This window comes from Microbacterium sp. MYb54, from assembly GCF_002979515.1.
GTDB lineage: Bacteria > Actinomycetota > Actinomycetes > Actinomycetales > Microbacteriaceae > Microbacterium.
Map to the genome: position 1 here is coordinate 1 of NZ_PCPA01000015.1, position 25,865 is coordinate 25,865.

A 25,865-nucleotide genomic window follows, 5' to 3' on the forward strand; every position below is an offset into this window, starting at 1 on the left:
CGACTCCTGCCCGGTCGACTTCGTCCGGTTCGGAAGGTCGGGTGCACCGGATGCTGCCGAGTGCACGGCATCTTCGCGCGCAGAGCCCGTGCATTCGACGCCAAGCCGTGCACCCGACCTTCCGAACCGGACGAAGTCGACCGTGCAGGAGTCGGACCAGGGCGCAGACTGTCTTCATGACCGATTCCGACCCGCACCTGCTCGGACCAGGGCTCCTGCCGACACCGTTCACCGCCGACGAGATCCGTGACGCCACCGGAGCCGGGAGGCTGATCCGGCTCCTCCTGGAGGGACCGGACGGCCCGATGGGCGAACACGTCAACCGCTTCAGCGACACCGACGAAGAGGGCGCGACCCTCGCGCGGTGGGCGGCCGAAGACCCGAGTGCCGTCGTCTCGAACCGCGTGACCTGGGCCGAGCTCCAGGGCCACGCGGCGTTCGACGCCGACACGACGAGTGTGTCGACCGTGCGCCTGTCGACACCGCTCGGCGACCTCACCTGCCGCAGGTACGACACCGACGACGGCGTCTTCTGGTTCTCGATCGATCATCCGGGCATGCCGGTGCAATACGAGTCCGACGGCCTGCGGACGACCGTGCTGAGCATCGAACGGGACTGACCTCGGGTCGACGTGTCAGGCGGAGAACTCGGCCTCGGGCGGACAGCCACGCCTCACGGCTCCTCCCGACCCGGAGAACTCCGCCCCACGCCAAGTCCGCCCGGCGCGGTTCTCCCCGGAACGCGCGCGCGACCGCCGCGAACGTCCGCCCCTCGGCGTAGGGTCGCAGCATGAGCAGCACAGCATCCGAAACACGTCATGGAGTGGTCCCCTCCTATCTGCTCGCACGCCTGGCCGAGTCGGGCCGTTTCCCGAAGGCCGCCGCCGCCGCACGGCAGACGCTGACGGCCGGGCGTCCGCCGTTCCGCGCCCGCATCGATCTGTCGATCGACGAGAACGGCGACCTCGTGGCGCAGTTGTCGGATGCTCCGAACCGCACGATCAGCGACGCCGGCAACACGCAGCAGCTGCCCGGCGCCGTCGTGCGCGGCGAAGACGACGCCCCGGTCGAAGACACCGCGGTGAACGAGGCCTTCGACGGACTCGGCGCCACGTTCGAGATGCTGCTGGCCGCTTTCGACCGCAACTCCCTCGACGATGCCGGCGCACCGCTGGATGCGACCGTGCACTACGGCGTCGACTACGACAACGCGTTCTGGGACGGCGAGCGCATGGTCTTCGGCGACGGCGACGGCGAGGTCTTCCAGCACTTCACCGGTTCGCTCACGGTCATCGGCCACGAGCTCGCCCACGGCGTCGTGCAGCACACCGCGAACCTCGAGTACCAGGGGCAGCCCGGCGCTCTGAACGAGTCGATCGCCGATGTGTTCGGCGCCCTCACCGAGCAGTACGCCCTCGGGCAGAAGGCCGATCAGGCGACGTGGCTCATCGGCGCCGAGATCTTCACCGACGCCGTCGAGGGTGCCGCGCTGCGCTCGATGATCGCGCCGGGCACCGCCTACGACGATGACGAGCTCGGCAAAGACCCGCAGCCCGACCACATGAGCGGCTTCGTGCGCACGACCGAGGACAACGGCGGGGTGCACATCAACTCCGGCATCCCCAACCGCGCGTTCGCCCTGTTCGCCATCGACCTCGGCGGCAAGGCCTGGGAGCGCGCGGGAACCGTCTGGTACCGCGCTCTCACCGGCGGTCTGTCGAGCACCGCGACGTTCACGCAGTTCGCCGACGCCACGGTCGCTGCAGCCACCGCGATCGATGCCGCCACAGCCGCAGCGGCTCGACGGGCGTGGACGACCGTGGGAGTCTATGAAGATGAGCGAGTCCCCTCCACCGACTGACGCGCAGGTCGTGATCGCGGTGGTGCGCACAGGCGGCATCGCCGGGATCCGCCGCCAGTGGCAGGTCGAGGCGGAATCCGACGACGCGGCCGTGGAGTGGATCGACCTGATCGACCGGTGCCCGTGGGACCAGGAGACGGATGCCGGCGTCGGCGCCGACCGGTTCGTGTGGAGCATCAGAGCACGCACGCCATCGGAGCGCCGAGAGCGCGAGCTGCCGGACTCCGCGCTCGACGGCCCCTGGCTCACCCTCGTCGAAGCTGTGCGCGCGGCATCGGCCTGACGCCATCAGGCGACGTACGCTCTCAGGTGAAGCTCCGGGCGACACCGGCGCGAAGGGGGATCATGCTGACATCCGACGAAGCAGAACGACTGCTCGGCGCGGCGCGCGAAGCGCACACCCGAGGCGACCCGCTGCTTCACCTGCACGTCGAGGTCAGCCGCCTCATCGGAGCGCCTTCGTCGTGGGGTTCGGCCGCGAACGACTACCTCCAGAACGAGAGCATCGGGTACTTCCTCGGCCAAGTCGAGCGGGTCGGTTGGCGGCTCGAGCACACGGGATACGCCTTCGTCGAGTCAGGAGCCACGACCTCAGAACGAGTGCTGAGCACGGGCGCCGGCGTTGTGAATCACGGAGCCGTTTCGGGATACTTCACCTTCCGCCGCGCGGCCTCGGCCTGAGCGGCACGCCTCGACCGACGGCATCCGATAAATCGCGTGTGAATCCGGCCCGGCCGCTCGCACACGGGTTCACAATGGACCCATGGGACTGTTCCAGCAGAAGTCTGAAGAAGAAGAGAACCAGTGGGTGCTGCCCTCTGAGCCGCTTGAGCGCCCTGAGGCAGAGGTGCTCGACACCGCGCCCGTCGTCGATCCGCTGTCGATCGGCCTCGGCGCGGAGACCAGCGGCGACCTGAGCTCGATCCTGTTCCCGGTCGCGCCTCCCGTCCCCGAGGCAGCCTCGACCGGCAACGGCGAACCCGAGAACGACGACCCCGTCGACGACTGACCGATCTCGGCAACTCACGGCGGCTGGGCCGCAGGCCGCTCACCGTTACGGTTGAGGGATGACGATCACCGCCGCCGCAGACGGCTCCGCCCTGGGCAACCCCGGCCCCAACGGCTGGGCCTGGTACATCGACGACGACAACTGGGCGGCCGGCGGTTCCCCGCACGGCACGAACAACCAGGGCGAGCTGCGGGCCGTTCTCGAACTGCTGCTCGCGACGACCGGCATCGACGAAAAGCTGATGATCGAGTGTGACAGCCGCTACGTGATCGACTCCGTGACGAAGTGGATGCCGGGGTGGAAGCGCAAAGGCTGGCGCAAGTCCGACGGCGGGCCCGTGCTCAACCGTGACCTGCTGGAAGGCATCGACGAAGCGATCCGCGGCCGCGACGTCGAGTTCTCCTGGGTCAAGGGACACGCGGGGCACCCTCTGAACGAGGCCGCCGACGAGCGCGCGAACGCCGCGGCCAAGGCTTACCAGGCGAAGCAGGAGCCGCGTCGAGGCCCCGGCTTCACCCTCGCGACGGGTGCCGGAGCCGCGGTCGCCGCGTCGGCACCGGTCGCCGCATCCGCGGCCGGTCCCGCAGCATCCACCTCCCCCGCCGCGTCGACCTCGGTCGCGGAGCCGCTGTGGGCCGAGGCATCCGACCTCCTCGACGGTCTGGATGCACCGGAAGACGACCCGATCGAGCTGCGCATCCCGCTGTCGTCCGACGAGCACGCCCGCCTCCGCGATCGCGCCGAGGCTCAGGGGGTCTCCCTCGAAGAGGCCCTCCGCCGCCTGATCTGAGCCCGGCGACTGCGGCGTACACTCGCACCATGTCGACTCCCGCCCGCACCATCGGCCGCATCTTCCTCGGCGCCTCCCTCGTCTTCGCGGGCGTCTCCCACCTCACGGTGGCGCGCGAGGAGTTCCAGGCGCAGGTTCCCGACTCGCTGCCGCTGGACCCTGACACCACGGTGCTCGCCTCCGGCGTGGCCGAGGTCGCACTCGGATCCGCCCTGCTGCTGGCACGACGCCGTCGGCGCACGGTCGGCACGATCGCCGCCCTGTTCTTCGTCGCCGTGTTCCCCGGCAACGTGGCGCAGTGGATGCACCACCGCGACGGCTTCGGTCTCGACACGGACATGAAGCGCTTCCTGCGACTGTTCTTCCAGCCCGCGCTCGTCGCACTGGCGCTGTGGTCGACCCGCGAACCCCGACGCTGAAGCATGCCCTCTGAGGCACGACGGGCCCTCCGAGCTGAGGTCCGTAGACTCGGCTGATGACGGAATGGGCGGTGACGCAGCGGTGAAGGCCCGCACCGTCTTCGGCCTGCTCCGCCTCGGCGCGGCCGCCGTCTGCCTGGTGGCGCTCATCCATCGGCTCGCCTGGGGCCTCGCGTCGAACACCATCGCGAGCCAGAACTTCTTCGCGTATCTGACCAACCAGTCCAACATCGCCTTCGTGGTGCTGCTGACTGTCGCAGGCATCATCGCGCTGCGCCGGGTGCGGGATCCTCGCTGGCTCACCGTGGCCCTGGCGCTCGTGCTGACCTGGACGATCACCGCCGGGCTCGTGTTCGCGATCCTGGTCTGGCAGGCCGGGATCCGCGGTATCCGCATCGATGTGCCCTGGTCGGATCAGGTGCTGCACTTCTGGCTTCCCGCCGTGACCGTGGCAGCGTGGGCCCTCGCGCCCGGTCACCGCTCGGTGCCCTGGCGGGTCATCCCGGTGACACTCGCGTACCCCGTGATCTGGGGCATCGCCACGATGATCCGCGGTCCCTTGATCGGCTGGTACCCGTACTACTTCCTCGACCCGCGGCAGGTGAGCGGCCCTGCGGAGTTCCTCGTCTCGTCGGCGATCGCGCTCGGCACCTTCGCCGCCGTCGCCACCCTGCTCGTGCTCATCAGCCGGATGCCGCTGCCGCGGCGGCTGCGCACGGAGGGCGAAGACGCGTCCGATGCGGCGTCATCGCAGCAGGCGACGGTCGGCGAACGGGTCGCTCAGACGTAGAGAGCGAGAGAGGCGAGGGCCGTTTCGATGGCCTTGTCCTCATCGAGCTTCGCGAACTCGGCGGCCGCCGCCCCTCCCACGATGCCGACGAGCACGTTCTCGCCGGTTGCGGGGCGCAGGTTGATCCACGTCGGGATCGCCACGTCGGCACCGACCGCGTGCCAGATCGCCTCCTCGTTCTCCCAGAACGGCTCTTCCCAACGGAGCCAGACGGTCTCGATCGCGCCCATGCCGAGCGCCGAGACGGCTCCGCGGTTGGAGAACGGCAGGGGCGGGTCGAACTCGATGCTGCGGTCCTGGAGAACGCCCAGCGGCACCGTGACGATGACGCGGTCGAATGACAGGGCCTCACCGGTGCCGAGGCGCACGCTCACCCCGGAGTCGTCGTACGCGAGGCGGGCGACCGGAGAGTTGAGCCCCACCTTGACGCCGTCGAGCGCCTGCTCGATGAACGGCGCGAGGTCTTCCGTCGCAGCCTTCGGGTCGCCCGTGGGCAGCGGCGGCGCGAACCAGCTCGACAGCTCGTCGGCTCCGGCGCCGGTGCGGGCGGCGAGGATCGCGAGCAGTGCAGCCGTCGCGGGATCGGCGGGGTCGATGCCGGCGGCGGCCAGGGCGTCGGTCACCGAGGAGTCTTCCGGGGCGGCCTGTGCCGTCGTGATCGCTGCATCGAAGGGCTGGGGGTCGACCGGGTCGAGGTCTCCGTCGGGTCCGCGCCAGAGTTCACCGGCGAGATCGACGATGCCGACCTCTCCGCGGCTCATCCGGTCGAGCACCTCGGCGTCATCCGCGCCGAAGAGCCAGGCGCCGAGCTGCACCGGCACGGGCCACGAGTCGTCGACGCGGGAGTAGACCCGTCCGCCGACGCGGTCCCTGGCCTCGAACACCGTCACCTCCAGCCCGCCCGCAGCGAGCAGCGCGGCAGCGGTGGCGCCGGCGAGCCCTGCACCCACGACCGCGACGCGCTCGCCCGAGGTCGCCGGGATCAGGAGTTCTTCGGCCGCGCGCGCAGCCGAGCTGATCGCACCGCGCACCGTGCCGGGGGCGTCTTCATCGGTCGCCTCGCCCGCGAAGAACAGGCGTCCGTCGACGGGCTTCCCCAGCGCGAGGCGGGTGCCGGCGAGCACACCGACGGGGGTGAAGCTGGCCGCGCCGAGGGCGTACGGATCGGTGGTCCAGGTGCTGCGGATGCTGCCTGCTGCGGCCGGGACACCGGGCGGAGGCTCGGGCTCACGCGTGCGAGTGGGCGTCGGCGTGGGGGCCGGTTCCGGGGTGCAGGAGGCGAGAAGCACCGAAGCGACACCGGCTCCGGCGCCGAGGAGCAGAGTGCGGCGCGTGATCCTCATCGTGTCGCCACTTTATCCCGAGCGGCCGGGTTCTGCCTCGGCGCGCGGTGTGGTGCCGCCGTCGCGCGCGTTCACAACTCAGGAAGAAGCAGCCCGCACACGGCAGAACCGGCCGGATCCGCGCGGATCCGGCCGGTCCATCCTTAGCCGTGAACGCGTGCACGCTCAGACGGAGAGCAGCTCCCGCTCCAGGCGAGCGAACGACGACTCCATGCCGTCGGCCATGCCGGTGGCGAGGATCATGTCGCGCGTCTCCAGGTCGGGGTACTCGATGAGCAGCGTGACGAGGGTCGCGCCGTCTTCCTCGTACAGGTTCAGGTCGTTGAGGGTCTCGGTCGGCAGGCCCTGCATCCGCTCGGTGGTGACGGCGCGGCGCGGGGCGTCGATCAGGAGCGCCTCACCCTCGAACCCGAACGGCTGTCCTTCGGTGTCGCCGACCGGCGCCCAGGAGTTCCGGTACGACTGGCCCACCTCGGTGGCCGAGACGCACTCCGTCATCTCCCAGCCGTCGGGTCCGAGCATCCACTTGCGGATGAGGTCAGGCTCGAAGTGCGCCCGCCAGACGAGCTCGCGCGGCCCCTCGACCAGACGCGTGATGCGCACGTGGGTGTCGTCGAGCAGTTCGACCCGCGTGCCCTTGCCCTGTGCGTAGTCGCGAAGATCCTGCAGCACGCTGTCGAGCTGTGCCATCGCCATCTTGATGCCTTCGACCTGCCCCATCTCGACGACCTGCTCGAGCGCATCGACCGAGTCGAAATGGCTCGTCGTGACCATGCGCGTGCCGCCTGCGGTGGGCTCGAACGCGAACGACATCCGCTGGGCGGGGAAGCCGTCGAGCGGCTTGCCGTTCTCGTCGACGAAGGAGTCGATGACCTCGAAGCCGTTCGGTGCGTCGATCGACACGAACTCCCACGCCCCCGACGACTTCTCGCCGCGAGGTCCGTTCATCGAGTAGACGGCACGCCCGCCGACGGTGTGGTCCCAGGCGGTGAAGGTGGCCGGCCATCCGGGAGGACCCCAGAAGCGCTCGAGCTGACGCGGGTCGGAGTATGCGCTCCACACCCGCTCGATGGGGGCGGCGAAGTCTGCGACGACGGTCATCGTCAAGTTCTCGGCATCGGTGGTGACGTCGGTGACAGGCATGTTCAGTCTCCTTGTTCGTTCTTCTTGGTGTCGCTGTTGTCGGTTGAGCCGGACCGAGGCGTCTCGGCCAGCAGATCGTCGAGCCGGGCGATGCGCGACCGCCACAGCTCTTCGTATCGGGCGAGGAGCGCCCTGGCGCGGGCGATCATCTCGGGGTTCGCGCGGACGAGCCGCTCGCGTCCCTCGGCGCGCTTGACGATGAGGTTCGCGGCCTCGAGCACGGCGACGTGCTTCTGCACCGCGGCGAACGACATCTCGTATTCGGAGGCGAGGGTCGAGACGGACTGCTCACGCTCGATCGTCCGGCGCAGGATGTCGCGCCGGGTCGACGTCGCCAGTGCGTGGAACACACGGTCGACCTCCGCTTCGCTCAGTTCTCTTTGTGCAACCATTTGGTTGTACGTTATGCCTGAGCGGAGCGGATGTCAAGAGCGATTCAGAGAGCACTTCCCTCGCTAAACACGAGCTGATCCGACCCGCCCTGGCACGCGTGGACCAACCGCGGAGTGCGCGATGGTGACGTGCGTCGGCGACCCGTAGCTTCGAAGGCGGCGGCGATCTCGAGCAGCGCGGTGTCGTCATAGGCGCGTCCGGCGAAGGTGAGCCCGACCGGCATCCCGATGTCCACCCTGGTGCCCATCGGCACCGTCACGGTGGGGATGCCGAGATGTCGCGGAACGAGATTGCCGTTCGCGACCCAGACGCCGTTGCGCCAGCCTCGCGCCGCTGAGATCGGGTTCACGTCCATATCCGCAGCGCCCACATCAGCAGCGGCGGGGAACACGATCACGTCGAGTCCGAGCGTGTCCATCCACTGCTCCAGGTCGACGCGCCGAGTCTCCTCGAGTCCGCGCAGGCCCTCAGCGAGTTCCGGCATATCATCCAGAGTCATTCCCGGATGGGCGCGCGCCCAATCCGGGTAGTCGGAGACGTCGTCATCGAACCCTGTGTAGCGATCCGGGAGCGTGCCTTCGTCCGGCGGGAAGATCTGTGAGCCGTCGACGTCCGCGAGCCGGTGCAGAACCGGGTCGCCGTTGGCCTCGAGGAACTCGTTCCACGACCAGGCGGAGAGATCGACGATCTCGCGCCGTAAGTACTCGGGACTGACCAGCCCGCGTGTCGCGATGGTCGGCGCACCGCGGCGGTCCCCCTCGTAGTTCGACACGACGGGAAAGTCGACCTCGACGACCTCCGCCCCTGCCGCCTCCAGGTCGCGCCGCGCCGCCTCCCAGAGTCGAACGATCGCGGGATGCGTCTCGATCCGCTGCCCCGTGGGACCCCCGATTCCGACGCTCTGCTCCGGCTCCGCGACGCCCGCATCCGGATCCGCATTGATGTACATGCGGGGGATGCCGAACCGGACACCCCGCAATCGATCCTGCGCGGCCGTCAGGCCTGCGGGGCGCAGCGCCGTATAGGAAGCAGGACGCACGGACGATGCGCTCGGGATGCTCACCCACGGCTGCACACGCCAGAAATCGCCGCGCGTCTCCGGATCGTCGGCGACGATCACGTCGAGCACTTCGAGCAGGTCGGCCATGGTACGGGTGTGCGGAACGACGACATCCATCGTCGGGACGAGCGGCCAGTTGCCGCGCACCGAGATCACGCCACGCGATGGCGTATAGGCGCACAGCGCGTTGTTCGAGGCTGGCGCGCGACCCGACGACCACGTCTCCTCGCCCAACCCGAATGCTGCGAACGATGCGGTCGTCGCCGTTCCCGACCCATTGGACGAGCCCGAGGCGAAAGCAGCCGTGAGGTACCTGGCACTGTAGGGGCTCTCGGCTCGTCCGTACAGTCCGCGCTGCATGCCGCCGTTGGCCATCGGAGGCATGTTCGTGAGCCCGATCAGAACCGCGCCAGCCGCGCGCAGACGTTCGATCGTGAAGGCATCCCGCTGAGCGACGAGGTTGGCGAAGGCGGGGCTGCCTGCCGCGACGCTGAGGCCGCGCACGAGGTAGCTGTCCTTGGCCGTGTAGGGAATCCCGTCGAGAGGACCGAGTGTCGCTCCTCGCGCGCGGCGGTCGTCGGAAGCACGGGCGTCGAGGATCGCGTCCGGGTTCATGACCACGACAGCGTTGAGGGCGGTGGTGGTTCCCGGTCGGTCATACGCCTGGATACGTGCAAGGTAGGCGAGAGTGAGCGACTCGCTCGTCGCGTGCCCCTCCTCCAGTGCTGCCCTCAGTTCGGCGATCGACGCCTCGACCACGTCGACGCCTGACGCCTGGGTTGTCACCTCGCGCTCCGGCCTGTCGCGGCGGGAATCTGCTGAGTGATGCAGTGCGGGCCGCCCCCGCCGAACGCGATGGTCGCGCCGGGAACGCCGACGATTTCTCGTTCGGGATACGTCGCGCGCAGGAACTCGAGCACCGGTTCGTCGTGCGCATCGCCGCCGACGGGCACGATGACGGCGCGATCAGCGAGGTAGTGGTTCGCGAACGCCACCTCGGAGTCGACATGCGGGTCGAGGAGCGCCACCTCGATCTCGCGGCCGGCCGCATCACGGGATTCGCGGAGTCGGGCGAGGTTGGCACGCGAACGCAGATACTCGGTGGATGCGGGGTCGCTGGGCACTTCGAGCAGAACGCGTCCGGGTGCGATGTACTGGGCGACTCCGTCGACGTGTCCGTCGGTACCCGCCGGCCCGACGTCGAGGCTGTGGCCGTACGGAAGCCAGATGATCGTGGAGACACCCAGGTAGTCGCGCAGCCCCTGCTCGATCTCTCCCTTCGACATCGAGGGGTTGCGGTTCGGGTTGAGCAGGCACTGCTCCGTCGTGAGCAGCGTCCCCTCACCATCGACGAAGAAGGCGCCACCTTCGAGCACGAACGGCGCACGGAACAGCGGGATGCCGAGGTGCGCGGCGAGGCGGTCGGGAATCAGTGCGTCCTGGTCGTGCGGATGCCAGCGCTCACCCCAGGCGTTGAAGCCGAACTTGACTGCAGCGAGCTCGCCGCGAGCGTTCGTGACGAATGCCGGCCCACTATCGCGTGCCCAGGAATCGTCGACGGGAACCTCGAGTGGCTCGACCCCGGCACCGCACAGATCGATGACCTCGGCGGACTGGCCGGGGTTGCACAGCATGATCACCGGCTCGAACGCGGCGATCGCCCTGGCCACCGTCGCGTAGTCGCGCTTGGCCTCATCGAGTCGGTCCCGCCAGAGCGCCACGCGAGCCGGCCAGACCATTACGCAGCCGGAGTGCGGGGCCCATTCGGCGGGCATCGAGAAGCCGGCATCGGCCGGGGTGGTGTTCGTGTCGATCACGGCGGACCTCCGTTGGTTTCGTGTACTCACACCATATTGGATCTCATCCAATTCTTTCGCAACCCGGATGGACGATCCGCCCGCTACGAAAAAGGAGCATCGCCATGCACGACGAATAGCGCTCCTCGAGGGGAGCGCTATTCCGTCATCCGGCTTCAGGCCGGAGAGCCCGAGCCGGCCCCCAAGAAGGCGGCGCAGACGCGCATGCACAACTGCAGCATCCGCTCATGGTCGAATCCGGGTGCACCCACGGTGAGCTGCACAGAGAGGCCGTCGATCGACGCCGAGATGACTTGCGACACGTCATCGAGGTCGTCGAAGGAAAAGGCCCCGCGTTCTCGCCCGTAGGTGAGGACATTGCGCAGGATCTGCCGCCAGCGGTCATCGAGCTCGTTGTGCACGTCCGCGACGGTGTCGTCGGTCGCCGCATCCGACCACACCTGGAACCAGAGGATCCAGCCGGTGTCGCCGCGTCCATTCGATGCCGACAGTTCGATGAGGCGCTTCAACCGCGCCCAAGGCTCTTCAACGCCGTCAAGCTCGACGTCCACCTGATCGACGAGCGACTCCTCGCTTCGACGGATGGCCAGCATGAGCAGATCGGTCTTCGAGGGGAAGTAGTAGGTCACGTGGCCGGAGGTCATTCCTGCCCGTTCGGCGATATCCGACACCCGCACGTTCGCGAGCCCGAGATCGGCGATGGCTTTCGCCGCGGCATCCACCACGATCTGCTGGCGCGCTTGACCCTTCGCCAGCCGACCGGTCACCCCACTCATAGTGGCTCCATCCTATCCACGCCGCGTGTCAGTGATCCCGTACGTTCCGGCGGTAGGACGTCGGGGTCCCATGCGAAATGACAGGCCGCGCGCTGATCCGGTGTGGGCCCCGCCAAAGCCGGCACTCGGTCGGCGCACTCGTCCCTGGCGACGGGGCAGCGCGGATGGAACCGGCAGCCGGACGGCACCGAGTGCAGGCTGCCGGGTTCGCCACTGAGCGCAGATCCTCCCGACAGCTTCTCGAAGCCCAACCGAGGTGCGGACGACAGGAGCGCCGCCGTGTACGGATGCCGAGGGTCCTCGAAGAGCTCTTCCGTCGGCCGGTCTTCGACCACCGTTCCCAGGTACATCACCACGACGCGGTCGCAGAGATGTCGCACCACAGCGAGGTCGTGCGAGATGAAGAGAATCGTCAGCCCGAGTTCCGCGCGCAGCCGTTGCAGCAAGTTGAGGATCGCTGCCTGCACCGACACGTCCAGCGCCGCCACCGACTCGTCGGCGACGAGCACCTCCGGCTCGAGCGCCAGCGCGCGAGCGATTCCGACGCGCTGCCTCTGCCCTCCGGAGAGCCGACGCGGGTACGCCTGCAACAGCGACACCGGAAGCTCGACCCGTCGCAGGAGCTCCTCTGCCCGCGCCTGCACATCGGCGGGCGCCACCATGCGGTGCACACGGAGGAGCTCGCGCAACGTCTGCCCGATCGTCATGGAGGGGTCGAGCGATGCACTCGGATCCTGGAAGACCATCTGTACACGTCGCGTCTGCTGCGGCGTGCGGCGCGGGCTCAGAGCCTCACCGTCGAGCGTGATCGACCCACCGGCGAGCGGCGCAAGTCCGACCAACGCCTTGGCGAGCGTCGACTTGCCGCAGCCCGACTCGCCGACGATACCGACCACCGAGCCGCGCTCCACGACCAGGTCGACCTGCTCGATCGCATGCACTTCGGGAACGGCGTGCCCGCGCACGCGCGCCCAGAGCGCCGATCCCACTCGATAGCTGACGGTGAGGTCATGTGCCTCCAGGAGGACGCTCATGCCGCCACCGCCTCGAGCACCTCGGGGCGGATGCAGGCGGTCGCTCTCTCGCCATCTCCGTCGAGGGTGTACGGCGCCCGGAGGCACTCCTCCTGCGCGAACGCGCAGCGCGGAGCGAATCGGCATCCGCTCGGGAAGTCACGCGGGTCGGGTGGGGTACCGGGGATCGTCGCCAACTCATCGGTTCCGCCGGCGAACGAGGGCGCAGATGCCAGCAGCGCTCTCGTGTAGGGGTGCCGCGGTGAACGCAGCACCTCGGCGACGGGCCCGGTCTCGACGACCCTGCCGGCATACATCACCGCGATGCGATCGCACACCTCGGAGACGACGGCCAGATCGTGCGAGACGAAGACCATCGCCATGCCGCGCTCCTCTTGCAGGCCGCGCAGCAGTCCGAGGATCTGGTCCTGGATCGTCACGTCGAGCGCGGTAGTCGGTTCGTCGCAGAACAAGATCTCCGGCCCCGTGGCGAGGGCTGCGGCGATCATCACGCGCTGACGCAGTCCTCCCGACAGCTCGTGCGGCCACATGCGGGCGCGGCGCGCCGGTTCGGGGATGCCGACGCTCGCCATGAGCTCGATCACCCGCGCCTTGACCGCTCGTTGGGAACGTACGCCCGTGACCCGCACTGCCTCTCCGATGAGGTCGCCGACGCGCATCGTCGGGTTCAGCGCGGTCATCGGCTCCTGGAAGACCATCGCGGCTCCCCGTCCGCGCACACGCTCGGCATCCGCGCCGATCCTGCCGTCGGCGAACGCGTACCGCACGGATCCGGTCGATGTCCCGTCGCGCGGCAGCAGACCGAGCACCGCACGCAGGGACAGGCTCTTGCCCGACCCGGACTCGCCGACGATTCCCAAGGACTCCCCGGCGCGGACATCGAAAGAGATCCCATCGACCGGTGTCACGATGTTGCCTCCCAGCGACAGCGAGACGTGCAGGTCTCGCACGCTGATCACGTTCCGGGTCATTTCCTCGTCCATTCTTCGATTCCCTCTCCGACCAGGCTCAGTCCCAGCCCGAAGCCGACGACCACCAGCCCTGGCACGGTCGAGAGCCACCACTGCTCGCGGATATACGGCTGGCCGGCGGCGATCATCGCGCCCCACTCCGGCGTCGGAGCCTGGATGCCGAGTCCGAGGAACGACAGCGCCGCGAGCCCGAGGGTCGCCCCCACGATGTCCGACGGCAGATAGACCAGGGTCTGACCGACCGAGTTCGGGAAGACGTGCCTCCAGAGTGTTCGGCGACCTGAGAGGCCGGATGCCCTCGCCGCCGAGACGTAGTCGAGCCCTCGTTCGCGAAGTACTTCGGTGCGGATCAGCCGCGCATAGGAGACCCATGCGATCAGCGTGAATGCCACCAGGATCGACGTCACCCCGGGGCCCAGCGCGAAGACGAGGGCGATGATGAGGATGTAGGTGGGGAACGCCTGCACGACATCCGATACCCGCATGATCACGCCGTCGAGCCACCCGCCGCGGAAGCCGCCGACGGCCCCGAGGAACGTGCCCAGCACGGCGGGCAGCGCCGCACCCAGGAAACCGACGAGCAGGTCGATCCGTGACGCGTAGATGAGTCGGGAGAGCACGTCGCGCCCGAGTTCGTCGGTGCCGAGCCAATGCGCAGCGCTCGGAGCGGCGAGGGAGTTCACCACGTCCTGCGCAAGCGGATCGTACGGCGCGATGAGCGGGGCGAAGACAGCGGTGAGCACGTATGCAGCCACGATCGAGATCCCCACCCACACCCGCCGGGGAAGACGGGTCCGCTCTGCAGCGACGATCAGCCGGGTCTTCGGAGACAGCGCTCCGACCGTGTCGGCGGTGATGGCACTCATGATTCGACCTCCAGTCGCGGATCGGCCATCGAGGTGACGATGTCGGCGATGAGGAACACCACGACGACTGCCAGCGCGAACAGCAGGGTGTAGCCCTGGATGGTCGGGATGTCGCGCTGACGAGCGGCCAGGACGATACCCTGCCCGATGCCGGGGAGGGCGAAGGTGGTCTCGACCACGACCGCACCGAACAGCAGGTAGCCGATGTTGAGTGCGAGGATCGAGACGGTCGGTGGTGCAGCGTTGCGGAGCACGAAGCGCGACATGATGCGCCCGTTCGAGAGACCGAGTGAGCGCGCTGTCGTGACATGCTCGGCGCCCAGCACCTCGATGATGCTGGTCCGCAGGCTCCGGATCTGCAGCGGGGCGATCGAGAGAGCGAGAGTGAATGCGGGCAAGAGGACGGAATGCAGGTGCTCAGCAGGTGTCGATCCGAATCCGCCGACGGGGAACCACCCTGTCGGCACCGCGACAGCGAGGATCAGCACGATCCCGACCCAGAATGACGGCATCGACAACGCCACGAGCCCGAAGGCCCTCGCCCCGTGATCGATCGGTCCGTCCGGACGGCGAGCCGAGAGGATCGCGAGCGGCACCGAGATCGCGAGCGACATGAGCGCACCAGCCCCCAAGAGCCAGAGAGTCGCGGGCAGCCGCTCGGCCACGATGGCTGACACCGCTTCATTCGACTTGAACGAGTATCCGAGGTCTCCGGTGAGCAGGCGCCCGACGTAGGCGAAGTACTGCACGATCGCCGGGTCGTTCAACCCGAGCTGTTCACGGACGAGCTCGAGCTCCGCCTCCGGCGCGCGCAGTCCCACGATCAGGCGCGCGGGATCACCGGGGGTGATCTTGAGGATCAGGAAGACCAGGAGCACGATGCCGAGCAGTAGCGGGACGGCGAGTGCCAGCCGTTTGACGATGAAGAGGTAGCGTCCCACGGCTCTACTCGCTCACCTGGATGGTGTCCCAGTAGTACATGCCCCAGGGTGCCGAGGCGAATCCGGAGACACGGTCGCTCACCGCATGCTGCACCTGGAACTCGGTGAGGCTGATCGCCTGTACGTTGCGCAGCGCATCGTCCTGCACCTGTGCGACGATCGCCTGCTTCTCATCGGCCGACTCGGTCGCCCCGTAGGCGAAGAACTGCGCGGTCACCGTGTCGGTCTCGAACCCCGTGAACAGCCAGGAGGTGCCGGTGATCCAGCCGAGCGGATCGACCACATCAGGGGAGACGGCACCGTACGACCAGAGGACCATGTCGGCATCGAGCCCGTAGGCGCGGCTGAGGAAGGCCCCCGTCTCCAGCGCCGTGAGGCTGAGATCGACGTCCACTTCGGCGAGATTCTCCTTGAGGATCTGGGCGACGAGGTGGTCGGTCGGGTTCGCCGCGTCGTAGATGAGCTCGAGCGAGGCGACATCCGCGCCCGACTCCGCGAGCAGGCTCTCGGCCTCGTCGAGGTCTTTCGTGAAGGGCTGCTCGGTGGGCGGCGCCCAGTTCGCGAGGTTCGGCGGGATGATGCCGCGTGGTTCGGCACCGATCCCCCGGAACGGGCCGGCCGCGATCGCTTCGTAGTCGATCGCATGGGCGAGGGCTCGTCGCACAGTCGGATCTGCCAGTGGGCCGCCGGTGGTGTTGAAGCTCAGATGCTCGATCTGACTCGCGGGCAGCGCCACCAGGGCGTCGCCGTACTGCTTCGCGTCGATCGGGGAGATGTACTCCGAGATGTCGATCTGTCCTGCTTGGAACTGCGCGCCGCGTTCGGTCGCGTCAGGGACGACCTCGATGACGATCTGATCGAGATACGGGCGCCCCTCCTGGTAGTAGTGCGGGTTCTTGTCGAGGACGATCCGACCACCGGGCGACCAGTCGGCGACCGTGAAGGCTCCTGCGGCGACGGGGGCGGCGAAGTAGTCCTTCTTGCTCAGACCGCCGAAGTCGGTGGGGAAGATCGCCGACGACGACCAGGTCATCAGCACCGGGAGGGTGGTGTCGGGTTCGGCCAGGGCGAAGACGACTGTGTGCTCGTCGGGTGCCGACACGTCGGTGATGTTCGCGTAAAGACCGCCGTAGTTCGACCCTTCCGCCCACACTCCGGCCGAGAAGGCAACGTCGTCCGAGGTGAGCGGCGTGCCGTCGCTGAACATGACGTCGTCGCGCAGCGTGAAGGTCCAGGTGAGCGCCGCGGCGTCGTAAGTCCACTCCGTGGCGATCCCGGCTTCGACCTGATCACCCTCCGGCGCGAAACGCAGCAACGGTTCGAGCACGCCCTGCAGGGTCTGATATGTCAAGTACGCCGCGGCCTTGTCGGGGTCCCACCCATCGAACGATTCGGAGCGCGCGACGTGCAGCGTGCTCTCGGCGTCGGTCGAGGGGCTCGAGCCTTCACCGTTGCACGCGCTGAGTCCGGCGGCCACAAACACGACTGTCAGAAGCGACAGCGTCTTTTTCATGACGGGAGCCATGATTCCTCCTGTCTCCCGGGACTACAGCGTCACCGGAGCGGATTTGGATGATATCCAATTATCTTGAGGCTGTTCGTCCTGCTTGTCAACCGCGGGACCTCCGAAGCCCCGGCACGCTCGACGAACAGCGCACGATGTCGGGCGCGCCCGAGTGCCGCGCGCGATCGTCCGGCGGCTGAGCTCCCGACCTCAGCGCGCCGATCCTGCGCCCGCGTCCGTCGCCCGTTCATCGGGTTCATCCGGGGCGACACCCTCCGGGACGACGCCCTCCGGGGCAGGGGACTGCGCTGGCACCTCAGCCGCCGCAGTCGCCGCACTCTCCTCCACAGCGCGCTCGGTTCGCACCCCGATCATGACCACGGCGAACACACACACCGCGATGATCGCCTCCGCCCAGAAGAACGCGAGGTAGTCGATGAGCGAACCGATCGGCGGCGAACCCGGGGCTGCGTTGCGGAACCCGGCGATCGCGAACAGCGTCGCCGCCATCCAGCCGAGTGCCGGCCAGACGAGCCCGCGACGACGTGACAGCAGGTGCCATGCACCCGTCACGACGGCGATAGCGAGCGCCCACATCGCGAGGATCATGAACACCGCGAAGGTGAGCACGCCGACAGACCGCGTGAGAGTGAGCTCGGCGACGGCCGCATCCGAATCCTGGTGGGCGTTGATCGCCGCACCGAACAGGGCGTCACGGTTGGAGAGCGTCAAGTGAACAGGCACGGTCTCGCCCCCCATCTTCGCCGTGAACTCGATCGTCGCCATGTACCGATCAAACGGATAGGCGGTGACTCCGGTGCCGCTGAGCACGACAGGAACATCGACGCTGCCGATGCGCTCGAGCGCCGGGAAGAAGGGATCGGTCTTCATCGCCGCCGAGGTGAGGATCTCGAGATCCTCGCGGGGAGAGAGCCCGCCCTCGGTGGTCAGATCACCCCGCGGCACGACGAGCAGGCGCAACAGAAGCTCGCCGCTCGACGGATCCACGCGGATGACCGCGGCAGTGACATCGACACGATCCGGGTCGTCACCGGGACCCGACTGCACACCGCCGCCACCGCCCATCGTGTTGCTGAGCTGGGACCATGCCGCCACGCCGCCGACCAGCGCGATGAGCACTGCTACCGCCGCAATCACGCGCAACCGTCTCGATCGCGTCCTCATCCCGTCCACCATCGCCCTCCTTCCCGTCCGAACGAACTCGAACGATGGCGTTCGCTATGGTCGCGAACGGATACTCACTCCTCTGGATCCCCCGGCATGTCGTGCGTCGCGCAGTGGATGCCGCCTCCACCGGACGCCACCGTATCGATGTCCAGCGGCACGATCTCCCGGTCGGGGAAGTGGTCCTGCAAGATGCCCTGGGCGCGATCATCAGCGCGGCGGTCGCCGAACTCGGGAACGAACACCGCGCCGTTCCCGACGTAGAAGTTCACGTAAGAGGCGAGGAAGTCGTCCCCGGATCCGCGGATCTCACCGAAGTCGGGCTGCGGCAGATCGACGACCTCGAAGCCGTCGCCATTGGCATCGGTCGCCTCCGCGAGCACCGATCGAGCCTGCGCACTGGAACGCGACCAGACATCATCGGGTGCGCCCTCGCCAGGGGTGTCGAGCAACACGACCCCCGGCGCCGTGAAACGCACGAGCGAATCGATGTGGGCATCGGTGATGTCCTCGTCGTAGACGCCGTCGAACCAGATCACCTTCTGCATGCCCAGCAGCTTCTTGAGCCTGCTCTCGATCTCGTCGCGGTTCAGCCCGGGGTTGCGGTTGTCGTTCACGAGTGAGCTCTCGGTCACGAGCAAGGTGCCGAGGCCGTCGGTCTCGAGCGAGCCTCCCTCGCCGACGAGGTTCGCCTGGATGCGCGGGATCTCGAACTCGCGCAGGAACTCCCGGGCGACGAGGGCATCATTCGGATGCACCTGCTTGTCACCCCAGCCGTTGAAGTTGAAGTCGACGCCTTCGAGGCCGCTCGCCCCCTCGACGAACACGGGAACGGTGTCGCGCGCCCACAGATCGTCCACCGCCAGCTCGACGATCTCGACCGCGGCACCGCATTCGCGAGCCGCATCCTCGGCGTCGACCGGCGAGGCCAGCATCACAACCGGCTCGAACTCCGCGATCGCACGGGCGATGTTCGCGATGTCTTCACGCACGTAGGCGGTGTCCTCGTCCCAGATCAGCGCGGTCGGCCACGACATGACCGTCAGGGCGTGACTGTCCCACTCAGCACCCATTCGCCTGTTGGCGCGCGCCTCCGTGCCGCCCGAAGGCGCACCCGTGGCGACGGATCCGCCCGGTGCACACCCGATCAGAGCCGTGCCGAGCACCCCGAGCCCCGTGGCAGTGAGCAGCCCTCTCCGCGTGACCTCAAACGCAGCCATGTCCGACCTCCATAAATTAGATGTCATCCAATAGTACCGCCGGACTTCCGTTGGATCGAATCCTAGGCCCGATGTCCCCGCGGGCGACAGGGTTCCTCGATGCGCCGCTCCATCGAGCCCTTGACATCCAGCACACCGGGGTGAAGACTGTGGCCAAGGAATTGGATCTTGTCCAAATATGGACGCAATGCCCACCTCCACACTGGCGTGGACGACGGAAGGAACCAGACGTGAGCGAGCAACGAAGCAGCATCATGACCGCGGGCTATCCCCGCAGGCAGTTCTTGGCCTTTGCGGGGATCGCCGCCGCCGGCCTGGTGGTCGCCGGCCCGACCATCCGGGCCATCACCACCCAAGACGCGGCCCAAGCCGCCGGGTCTTTCGCCGTGCCAGGAGAGGCCGGGCCACTCAAGCGGATCTGGATGGCGTGGCCCTCCAGTACTTCGATCTGGGGCAGCCTCCTCAACGGCATCCAGGGCGACATCGCCAAGATCGCGAATGAGATCGTCAAGACGACGCCGGTCGTCATGTGCGCCGACGGAGCGAGCGCCGCAGCCGCGGCTCGCAGCCGCGTCAGCTCCAACGTGACGGTGATCAGCTCCATTCCGGTCAACGACTGCTGGATGCGTGATTCCGGTGCGGTGTTCCGCACAGACGGAGTCGGCGGCATCGACGCGATCGGCCTCAACTTCAACGGCTGGGGCAACGAGCAGACCCATGCGAAGGACGCACTGGTCGCTCAGCGAATCGCCCAATACAACGACTTCGCCTTCACTGCGGCGAACGTCGTCGGAGAAGGCGGAGGCGTGATCACCGACGGCGACGGGACGCTCATCGCGAACCGCAGCTCCTGGGTCGACTCGGCCCGCAACCCCGGCAAGACGGCAGCCCAGATCGAGACCGAGCTCCTTCGCATGTACGGTGCGTCGAAGATGATCTGGTGCCAGGGCATCTCGAGTCAGGACATCACCGACGACCACATCGACGCCACCGTCCTGTACACGGGCCCGGGCAAGGTGCTCGTTCAACTGAGCAATCCCGCGCGGCCGTCGACCATCTGGTCGCAGTCCGCGATCGCGACCCGCAATCTGCTCGCTGCGGCAACCGACGCCAAAGGTCGGCAGCTGCAGGTCACGACCATCTACGGCCCCGCCTCACTCCCCCGTATTCCCTCGTCCGCGCAGGCGACGTTCTTCGACGGGTACCTGAACTGCATCGTCACCTCTGGATCGGTCATCACCGCGCAGTTCGGCGACGCCACGACCGACACCGCGGCTCGCAACGCCCTCTCCGCTGCATTCGGCCGTCCGTGTGTGCAGTTGAACCTCGACGTCCTGATGGGCGAGGGAGGGGGCGGCGCGCACTGCGTCACCATGGAGGAGCCTCTCGTTTCCGGGGGCCCAACGCCGACACCGACGCCTACACCTACGCCTACGCCCACCGGCGCCACCGTCACGGCCGACCGCACCACCGTGAGCCGCGGCGGCACGATCCGCGCCACCGTCGCGAACGGCCCGGGTGGCCGCCGCGACTGGGTCGGCCTCTACCGCGCGAACGATGCCGACAATGCCGGCGGAGTCGACGAGAAGTACCTCAACGGTCAGACCACCCCACCCTCGAGCGGCCGCACGTCGGCGACGATCGCGTTCACCGCGCCTTCGACACGAGGAACGTACAACTTCCGCTTCTTCGCCGACGACGGGTTCACGCTGCTCGCCACCAGCCCGACGTTCCAAGTCACCTGAGGCCGTCAGCGCGGCGCATCGATGCGGCAATGACTGCCGAGAGAGCCTGACGACAGGCCCCTCCCGTCACACCACAAGAACTCAGGAGTCCTGCGCGAGTCGTCGCTCGAACCCGTCGAGGATGAGGTCGAGGCCGACATCGAACTCATCGGCGAAGGAGTACGTTTCGTCACCCATGAGCTCGCCCATGAGCTCGCCCAGCGCCCGCGTGAGATGCGGGTATTCCTCCGGACTCGGCGCGACGTCTTCGGCGAATGACTTCTCCGCCCCCTCGGCAGGCACGAAGGGAAGGGTGGACTCCGTGAGGGCGAAGCCGTAGACATAGGCGTCGATCGCCGAGAACAGGTGCGTGGCGAGCGCGGCAGAGAAGCCGGAGTTCAACAGGCATCCGTAGATCCGATCGAAGTGCCGGAGCAGCGGAGTCCCAGGCCGAGGGCGTGCTTCGATCATGCCGAGCGCCCACGGATGCTGCACGAGCACCGACCTTGCCGATCGGGCCCGGCCGGCCATTGCCGACCGCCAGGGGGCGTCGACTTCGGGGGCTTCGATCTGCTCGAACGCCCAGTCCGCGAGCGCATCCAGCAGCGCGCTCTTGTTGGCGACGTGGTGATAGAGCGACATCGCCTCCACGTCGAGTTCGGCCGCCACGGACCGCATGCTGACCGTGGCGATACCGCCTCGGTCCGCGACTGCTGCGGCCGCCTCCACGATCCGATCCTTGCTGAGCACTGCGCGGGCATTCATGAGGGCATTGACTCCTTACGGGCGTAAGGCTAGCATCGCCCTCATCCTTACGGTCGTAAGGATGAGATCTAGGAGTCCCCCATGAGAACGCATCGACGCCCCACCCCACTCGACGAACAGCGCATCCCGGTGCGCACGGCGCTCGCTGCGGCCTGGACCAGCTTCATGTTCCTGTACATCTACGTCGACTACTTCCACCTGCACAAGCCCGGCGTCATCGACAACCTCCGCGCCGGCGTCGTCTTCGAGTTCGACATCAGCCCACCGTTGTTGACGCTCATGCTCACGTCCGTGGCGATCCCCGCCCTGATGGTGCTGCTCTCCGCGACGCTGCCCGCCCGTGTCAGCCGCACCACGAACCTCATCGTCGCATCGCTCTACATCCCCTACTCGGTGTTCAACGCGGCAGGGGAGTCCTGGGACTGGGCGTTCTTCTACATCCTCTCGATCGGAATCGAGGTGCTGATCCTGGCCTTCATCCTGCGCTCTGCCTGGACCTGGCCCCGAACGCGCTCGGATGCCGCAGATGCTGCGGAGGCCGGCCTCCTCACCTCACCCGAATAGCCGACGGCTGGATGGTGACGGTGAATCCCCGGGTCTCCCCCATGTGCTCGCCGTCGATCTGGAAGGCACGGGGTTCGGGCAGCGTGACGTCGATGGTCTTGGCCCGGCCGTAGCCGATGGTCTCGGTGCTCACCGTCTCGTCGCTCTTGGTGAACAGCTTCTTGAGGCCGTTGTCCCAGAGCATGCTCTTCGCCGTCTCGGCCCACTGCCCGACGCTGTCGGCGCTCACGATCAGGTAGTCGAGCTCGCCGTCGGACGGGTCGGCGTCTGCCAGAAGGGTGATCCCGCCCTGGATGGAGCCGCAGTTGGCGATGAGGAGCGTATGGCCCTCCTCGTCGGTCGCCGGTTCGTCGTCTCGGGTGATGTGGAAGCTCAGGACATCGGAGTTCGACACCGCCCGGCCGAGAGACTCGACGTAGGCGAGCCAGCCCGCCTTTGCCTTGAGGTCATCATCGGTCTCCGCGATCATCTGGGCATCGATGCCGAAGCCCACCATCACGACGAAAGCGTGCCGTGCGGTCGTGCCATCGAGCGCGACCTCGACCCAACCGACATCGACGGGCCTGGGCTCGCCTCGGACAGCGCGGGCGAACGCCGCAGGAACATCGCCGAGGGGAACATCGAGGTTCCGCGCGAGGAGGTTCCCTGTCCCGAGCGGAATGATCGCGAGATCCACGTCAGCCGAGTTCTCGGCGAGATGCTCGGCCACCGCGCGCACCGTTCCGTCTCCGCCGGCGACGGCGATCAGCTCGACCCCGGCGGCGAGTGCTCGCGCTGCGGCGCCCTGCCCCGGGTCGTCCTCCGTGGTCTCGAACCAGACGGTCTCCCTGGCGGTGCGCCTGCCGACAGACTCGGCCAGGGCCGCTTCGAGCACGCCCTTCTCGGTCTTCGACGGGTTCCAGATGACGGCGATGACTGCGCTCATGGCGAGCCTCCCTTTCGTGACTGAGCCGGTGCCGCAAGGTCATCACGGCATCCGCGGGAAGGTGAGGGGCAGACGCTGGGGAGTCCCGCCCCTCACCGGTCTATTACTTGTTGCTGGACTTGCGGCCGACGATGAGGCCGTAGATCAGCAGGACCACGATCGATCCGCCGATGGCGAGGAGCCAGGTCTGGATCGAGAAGAACTCCTGCAGGGGCGCGTTGAAGATGACGCCGCCGATCCATCCGCCCAGCAGCGCACCGACGACGCCGAGCAGCAGGGTGATGAACCAGCCGCCGCCCTGCTTTCCGGGGAGGATGAGCTTTGCGATCGCCCCGGCGATGAGGCCGAGAAGGAGAAATCCGAAGAATCCCATGGGTGTTTCCGTTCTGTGTATGAGCTCGCCTGAGCTCGTGAGGCCGCGATGAAGCACGGGTCACCGCCCGACGTCAGGTCAGGACAGGCGCGACTGATCTGCGGCGAGTCGCGCGCGCAGACCGGAGTGGATGGAGATGTAGGTCGGCAGATCACGGCCGGTGAGCGTCGCGAGGTTGGTCACGAGCCTGTCGACGTGCTCGACGACGTCCTTGGGCGAGGTGTTCTGCCGTGGCGTGATGCTGACGTGCATCACGGATTCGCGGCGGATGTCGTTGGCCGCGACATGTGTGGAGAGGATGTCTCCCCTGACCCCGAGGGAGTTCTTCAGGGCATCGGAGGCGAACGAATCCTTGACTGTCACTCGCCCGAGAGGGTTCTCCTGACCGGCGGAGCGCAGCACGGCGTGCGAGCGGCGACCACCGATCCTGGCAAGAGCGACGATGAGCAGGATCACCAGCAGCACGAGCGCTGCGAGGGTTGCGACGGCGACCCAGGTGAGCGTGGTCGCACCGATGCGGGTGGTCTCGAGAGCCTGGCCGAGCCATCCTTCCGCGGTCCGTGCGGCGCCGGTCCACACGTCGGCCGCCTGAGGCCAGACGCCGACCGCGATCACCGCACCGCCGATTCCGAGCAGCACGATCCCGATGATGAGCAGCAGGAGACGATTCACCGCGCGATTCGTGTTGTTCATCAGTCGAACTCGCTTTCCTTGGGACGGTTGACCCGGACGCGGGTCTTCACGGGGGGAACGAGCCGGTACGTGGCAAGCTCCGCCTCGGCGAGGCTGCGCACGCGGGATTGCTCGATCGGCTCGCCACCTGCGGGTCGAACGGTGACATCGACGCTGCGATGCGCGACACCGACGGTGATCTGATTGCGGGCGAGCCCGGTCTCCGCGCTCAGGTGCTGCGCGAGTGATGCGGCGAGCACGCCGTTGTCGACCAGCACTGCCCGGTCGTTCCAGGTCATCTGGTGCTTGGGCAGGCGCCCGGGGGTGATTGCCAGGATGACGAAGATCAGTCCGATCAGCGCCACGACTGCGCCCCCCGTGGCGACGAGCGCCGGCGGTGTGGCAGTGGGGATCCCGACCAGCCACGCAGCAGCGTCGGCGGGACCGAGCAGAAGCGCAGGCTGCGCGAGGAGCGACAGGACGATCTCGACGCCGACGTAGATGAGGGCGAGGATCAGCAGGATCACCGCGACGAACATCGCGACGGTCCGCGGAGAGTGGGATTCTCGGCGCACGACTCTCCGCAGTGCGGGGGTGCTCATAAGACTCTCTTTCGCTCGGGGATGACCGCGCCGGTGATCGTGACGTTCACGCGGGTGATGTCTCGCCCCAGAAGGCGGGACAGGCCGTCACGGAGCTCGATCTGCAGGTCGCCGATGCGTTCCAGCACCGGCTTCGTGTTCTCGACCGCCGCGGTGTCCTCCAGGTTCGGGATCGGCAGCGGAGTGCTCGCGCGGACGGCGATGCCGCCACGGAACTCGGCGACGTCGACGGACACATCACCGCGACCCACTCCGACCGTCGTCGCGACCGCTTCGTGAGCAACCTTCCGCAGCACTCGTTCGGCGACGTCGACGCGACCCGCGTAGGGATGCGCCTCCCCGGCGGCAGCCCCCGAGGGGCCGCCGCCGGCGGGTGCGGTCGTGATCGCCATTACGAGGTGCGCCGACCCGTGAAGGCGTCGGCGAGGCCACGGATGTCGAGCTTGCCCGACACGATCCGACCGATCAGGGCGCCGGCGCCCATGAGCACGGCGACGAGGAGGAATCCCCAGAAGCCGAACACGAGGGCGGAGACGGCGAGGATGGCGCCGCTCAGGGCGCCGACGACGGTCGGGGTCATGAGACTCGCGACTCCTCGTTGTCATCGTTGTCGTCACCGGGCAGGTGCACGTCGTTGACCTCGACGTTGACCTCGACGACCTCCAGGCCGACCAGACGGCTGATCGCTCCGGCCACGGCGGCGCGGACGTTGTTCGCGACATCCTGGATCGGCGCCGGGTACTCGACGACGATCGTGAGGTCGGCAGCGGCCTGGGTGTCGCCCACCTCCACCTTGACGCCCTGCGTCAGGTCGGTGGCGTTGATGGCGTCGCGGATGGCGCCGAACGCGCGGGCTCCGCCGCCGCCGAGAGCGTAGACACCGGGCACCTCACGGGCGGCGATTCCGGCGACCTTGGCGACGACGCCATCGGCGATCACCGTCTTGCCTGCGGCGTTCTCGTCGCCGGGAAGACGCGACGACGCGAACGAGCGGTCGACACGTCCGGTCGAAGCTGCCGACTTCGGCGCTGCCGGAGCGTCGGTGGCGGCGGTGCTGTTCTTCTGGTCCTCGGTTGCCATGACTGGTCCTATCTGATTCGTGTGGCCGGAAGCACCAC

Annotated in this window: 31 protein-coding genes; 10 read left to right on the top strand and 21 right to left on the bottom strand. The window is 67.8% G+C overall.

All coding sequences use genetic code 11. From position 1 onward, the window contains the following. Positions 1 to 176 precede the first annotated feature (176 nt). The 8 genes from CQ040_RS14910 to CQ040_RS14945 all read left to right on the top strand — a co-directional run bounded on the left by CQ040_RS14910 (position 177) and on the right by CQ040_RS14945 (position 4,869). On the top strand, positions 177 to 620 hold the full coding sequence (locus CQ040_RS14910; protein ID WP_105527540.1) for a hypothetical protein: 444 nt from the start codon (positions 177 to 179) through the stop codon (positions 618 to 620). Between the two features lie 170 nt (positions 621 to 790). Further along, the gene (locus CQ040_RS14915) at positions 791 to 1,861 is read left to right on the top strand and encodes a M4 family metallopeptidase (protein ID WP_105527541.1); all 1,071 of its coding nucleotides are present in this window, start codon (positions 791 to 793) and stop codon (positions 1,859 to 1,861) included. Further along, a complete protein-coding gene (locus tag CQ040_RS14920; RefSeq protein WP_105527542.1) occupies positions 1,836 to 2,144 on the top strand; it encodes a protealysin inhibitor emfourin in 309 nt (102 codons plus the stop codon). Before CQ040_RS14915 ends, CQ040_RS14920 begins: the two co-directional genes overlap by 26 nt. Before the next feature lie 62 nt (positions 2,145 to 2,206). Beyond that, positions 2,207 to 2,542 (top strand): hypothetical protein, encoded by a 336-nt coding sequence (locus tag CQ040_RS14925; RefSeq protein ID WP_028502985.1) that lies wholly within the window; start codon positions 2,207 to 2,209, stop codon positions 2,540 to 2,542. Positions 2,543 to 2,624: 82 nt separating this feature from the next. Next, positions 2,625 to 2,870, top strand: coding sequence for a hypothetical protein (locus CQ040_RS14930; RefSeq protein ID WP_105527543.1), 246 nt, complete (start codon positions 2,625 to 2,627; stop codon positions 2,868 to 2,870). 58 nt (positions 2,871 to 2,928) lie between these two features. Beyond that, entirely contained in the window at positions 2,929 to 3,660 is a 732-nt protein-coding gene (locus CQ040_RS14935; RefSeq protein ID WP_105527544.1) for a ribonuclease H, read from the top strand. A gap of 29 nt (positions 3,661 to 3,689) precedes the next feature. Continuing rightward, the gene (locus tag CQ040_RS14940) at positions 3,690 to 4,079 is read left to right on the top strand and encodes a MauE/DoxX family redox-associated membrane protein (protein WP_105527545.1); all 390 of its coding nucleotides are present in this window, start codon (positions 3,690 to 3,692) and stop codon (positions 4,077 to 4,079) included. Between the two features lie 64 nt (positions 4,080 to 4,143). Then, the gene (locus CQ040_RS14945) at positions 4,144 to 4,869 is read left to right on the top strand and encodes a Pr6Pr family membrane protein (protein WP_105527546.1); all 726 of its coding nucleotides are present in this window, start codon (positions 4,144 to 4,146) and stop codon (positions 4,867 to 4,869) included. Here the strand turns inward: CQ040_RS14945 and CQ040_RS14950 are convergent. The 13 genes from CQ040_RS14950 to CQ040_RS15010 all read right to left on the bottom strand — a co-directional run bounded on the left by CQ040_RS14950 (position 4,860) and on the right by CQ040_RS15010 (position 19,122). Next, positions 4,860 to 6,212, bottom strand: a complete 1,353-nt coding sequence (locus CQ040_RS14950) for an FAD-dependent oxidoreductase (protein WP_105527547.1) — start codon at positions 6,210 to 6,212, stop codon at positions 4,860 to 4,862. The genes CQ040_RS14945 and CQ040_RS14950 overlap by 10 nt on opposite strands. Positions 6,213 to 6,377: 165 nt before the next feature. Beyond that, a complete protein-coding gene (locus CQ040_RS14955; protein ID WP_105527548.1) occupies positions 6,378 to 7,355 on the bottom strand; it encodes an SRPBCC family protein in 978 nt (325 codons plus the stop codon). A 2-nt stretch (positions 7,356 to 7,357) separates the two neighbouring features. Then, a complete protein-coding gene (locus CQ040_RS14960) occupies positions 7,358 to 7,747 on the bottom strand; it encodes a helix-turn-helix transcriptional regulator (RefSeq protein ID WP_105527549.1) in 390 nt (129 codons plus the stop codon). Positions 7,748 to 7,791: 44 nt separating this feature from the next. Then, entirely contained in the window at positions 7,792 to 9,594 is a 1,803-nt protein-coding gene (locus tag CQ040_RS14965; RefSeq protein ID WP_219844728.1) for an amidase, read from the bottom strand. Next, positions 9,591 to 10,625, bottom strand: a complete 1,035-nt coding sequence (locus tag CQ040_RS14970) for an agmatine/peptidylarginine deiminase (protein ID WP_219844729.1) — start codon at positions 10,623 to 10,625, stop codon at positions 9,591 to 9,593. Before CQ040_RS14970 ends, CQ040_RS14965 begins: the two co-directional genes overlap by 4 nt. Positions 10,626 to 10,780: 155 nt before the next feature. Further along, positions 10,781 to 11,401, bottom strand: coding sequence for a TetR/AcrR family transcriptional regulator (locus CQ040_RS14975; RefSeq protein WP_105527551.1), 621 nt, complete (start codon positions 11,399 to 11,401; stop codon positions 10,781 to 10,783). Then, entirely contained in the window at positions 11,398 to 12,435 is a 1,038-nt protein-coding gene (locus CQ040_RS14980; RefSeq protein WP_181156966.1) for an ABC transporter ATP-binding protein, read from the bottom strand. The genes CQ040_RS14975 and CQ040_RS14980 overlap by 4 nt, the downstream gene beginning before the upstream one ends. Next, the gene (locus CQ040_RS14985) at positions 12,432 to 13,406 is read right to left on the bottom strand and encodes an ABC transporter ATP-binding protein (RefSeq protein ID WP_105527553.1); all 975 of its coding nucleotides are present in this window, start codon (positions 13,404 to 13,406) and stop codon (positions 12,432 to 12,434) included. The genes CQ040_RS14980 and CQ040_RS14985 overlap by 4 nt, the downstream gene beginning before the upstream one ends. Next, on the bottom strand, positions 13,403 to 14,272 hold the full coding sequence (locus tag CQ040_RS14990; protein ID WP_105527554.1) for an ABC transporter permease: 870 nt from the start codon (positions 14,270 to 14,272) through the stop codon (positions 13,403 to 13,405). The genes CQ040_RS14985 and CQ040_RS14990 overlap by 4 nt, the downstream gene beginning before the upstream one ends. After that, positions 14,269 to 15,213: an ABC transporter permease gene (locus tag CQ040_RS14995; RefSeq protein WP_105527555.1), complete on the bottom strand. Its 945-nt coding sequence runs from the start codon at positions 15,211 to 15,213 to the stop codon at positions 14,269 to 14,271. Before CQ040_RS14995 ends, CQ040_RS14990 begins: the two co-directional genes overlap by 4 nt. 4 nt (positions 15,214 to 15,217) lie before the next feature. Further along, positions 15,218 to 16,726, bottom strand: a complete 1,509-nt coding sequence (locus tag CQ040_RS15000; protein ID WP_181156968.1) for an ABC transporter substrate-binding protein — start codon at positions 16,724 to 16,726, stop codon at positions 15,218 to 15,220. 201 nt (positions 16,727 to 16,927) lie between these two features. After that, entirely contained in the window at positions 16,928 to 17,875 is a 948-nt protein-coding gene (locus tag CQ040_RS15005; protein WP_219844730.1) for a DUF4436 family protein, read from the bottom strand. 101 nt (positions 17,876 to 17,976) lie between these two features. Next, positions 17,977 to 19,122 carry an agmatine deiminase family protein gene (locus CQ040_RS15010; protein WP_105527558.1) on the bottom strand — a complete coding sequence of 382 codons (1,146 nt, stop codon included), beginning with the start codon at positions 19,120 to 19,122 and terminating at the stop codon, positions 17,977 to 17,979. 230 nt (positions 19,123 to 19,352) lie between these two features. Between CQ040_RS15010 and CQ040_RS15015 the strand changes: the two genes are divergently transcribed. After that, positions 19,353 to 20,867: an agmatine/peptidylarginine deiminase gene (locus CQ040_RS15015; protein WP_219844731.1), complete on the top strand. Its 1,515-nt coding sequence runs from the start codon at positions 19,353 to 19,355 to the stop codon at positions 20,865 to 20,867. Positions 20,868 to 20,948: 81 nt separating this feature from the next. Here CQ040_RS15015 and CQ040_RS15020 read toward each other — a convergent pair whose 3' ends face one another. After that, positions 20,949 to 21,611 carry a TetR/AcrR family transcriptional regulator gene (locus CQ040_RS15020; protein ID WP_105527559.1) on the bottom strand — a complete coding sequence of 221 codons (663 nt, stop codon included), beginning with the start codon at positions 21,609 to 21,611 and terminating at the stop codon, positions 20,949 to 20,951. An 81-nt stretch (positions 21,612 to 21,692) separates the two neighbouring features. On the opposite strand from CQ040_RS15020, the gene CQ040_RS15025 reads away from it, so the two are divergent. Further along, positions 21,693 to 22,175 carry a DUF6326 family protein gene (locus tag CQ040_RS15025; RefSeq protein WP_105527560.1) on the top strand — a complete coding sequence of 161 codons (483 nt, stop codon included), beginning with the start codon at positions 21,693 to 21,695 and terminating at the stop codon, positions 22,173 to 22,175. Here CQ040_RS15025 and CQ040_RS15030 read toward each other — a convergent pair. The 7 genes from CQ040_RS15030 to CQ040_RS15060 all read right to left on the bottom strand — a co-directional run bounded on the left by CQ040_RS15030 (position 22,159) and on the right by CQ040_RS15060 (position 25,827). Then, complete coding sequence (locus CQ040_RS15030) at positions 22,159 to 23,100, bottom strand: diacylglycerol kinase family protein (protein ID WP_105527561.1); 942 nt, start codon at positions 23,098 to 23,100, stop codon at positions 22,159 to 22,161. The genes CQ040_RS15025 and CQ040_RS15030 overlap by 17 nt on opposite strands. Positions 23,101 to 23,203: 103 nt before the next feature. Next, positions 23,204 to 23,473, bottom strand: a complete 270-nt coding sequence (locus tag CQ040_RS15035; RefSeq protein ID WP_105527562.1) for a GlsB/YeaQ/YmgE family stress response membrane protein — start codon at positions 23,471 to 23,473, stop codon at positions 23,204 to 23,206. A 78-nt stretch (positions 23,474 to 23,551) separates the two neighbouring features. Further along, the gene (locus CQ040_RS15040; RefSeq protein ID WP_105527563.1) at positions 23,552 to 24,166 is read right to left on the bottom strand and encodes a hypothetical protein; all 615 of its coding nucleotides are present in this window, start codon (positions 24,164 to 24,166) and stop codon (positions 23,552 to 23,554) included. Then, on the bottom strand, positions 24,166 to 24,747 hold the full coding sequence (locus CQ040_RS15045; protein ID WP_105527564.1) for a DUF6286 domain-containing protein: 582 nt from the start codon (positions 24,745 to 24,747) through the stop codon (positions 24,166 to 24,168). Before CQ040_RS15045 ends, CQ040_RS15040 begins: the two co-directional genes overlap by 1 nt. Beyond that, positions 24,744 to 25,139 (bottom strand): hypothetical protein, encoded by a 396-nt coding sequence (locus tag CQ040_RS15050; protein WP_028503922.1) that lies wholly within the window; start codon positions 25,137 to 25,139, stop codon positions 24,744 to 24,746. The genes CQ040_RS15045 and CQ040_RS15050 overlap by 4 nt, the downstream gene beginning before the upstream one ends. Beyond that, positions 25,139 to 25,327: a DUF2273 domain-containing protein gene (locus CQ040_RS15055; protein WP_028503923.1), complete on the bottom strand. Its 189-nt coding sequence runs from the start codon at positions 25,325 to 25,327 to the stop codon at positions 25,139 to 25,141. Before CQ040_RS15055 ends, CQ040_RS15050 begins: the two co-directional genes overlap by 1 nt. Further along, on the bottom strand, positions 25,324 to 25,827 hold the full coding sequence (locus CQ040_RS15060; RefSeq protein WP_028503924.1) for an Asp23/Gls24 family envelope stress response protein: 504 nt from the start codon (positions 25,825 to 25,827) through the stop codon (positions 25,324 to 25,326). Before CQ040_RS15060 ends, CQ040_RS15055 begins: the two co-directional genes overlap by 4 nt. Positions 25,828 to 25,865: the final 38 nt, after the last annotated feature.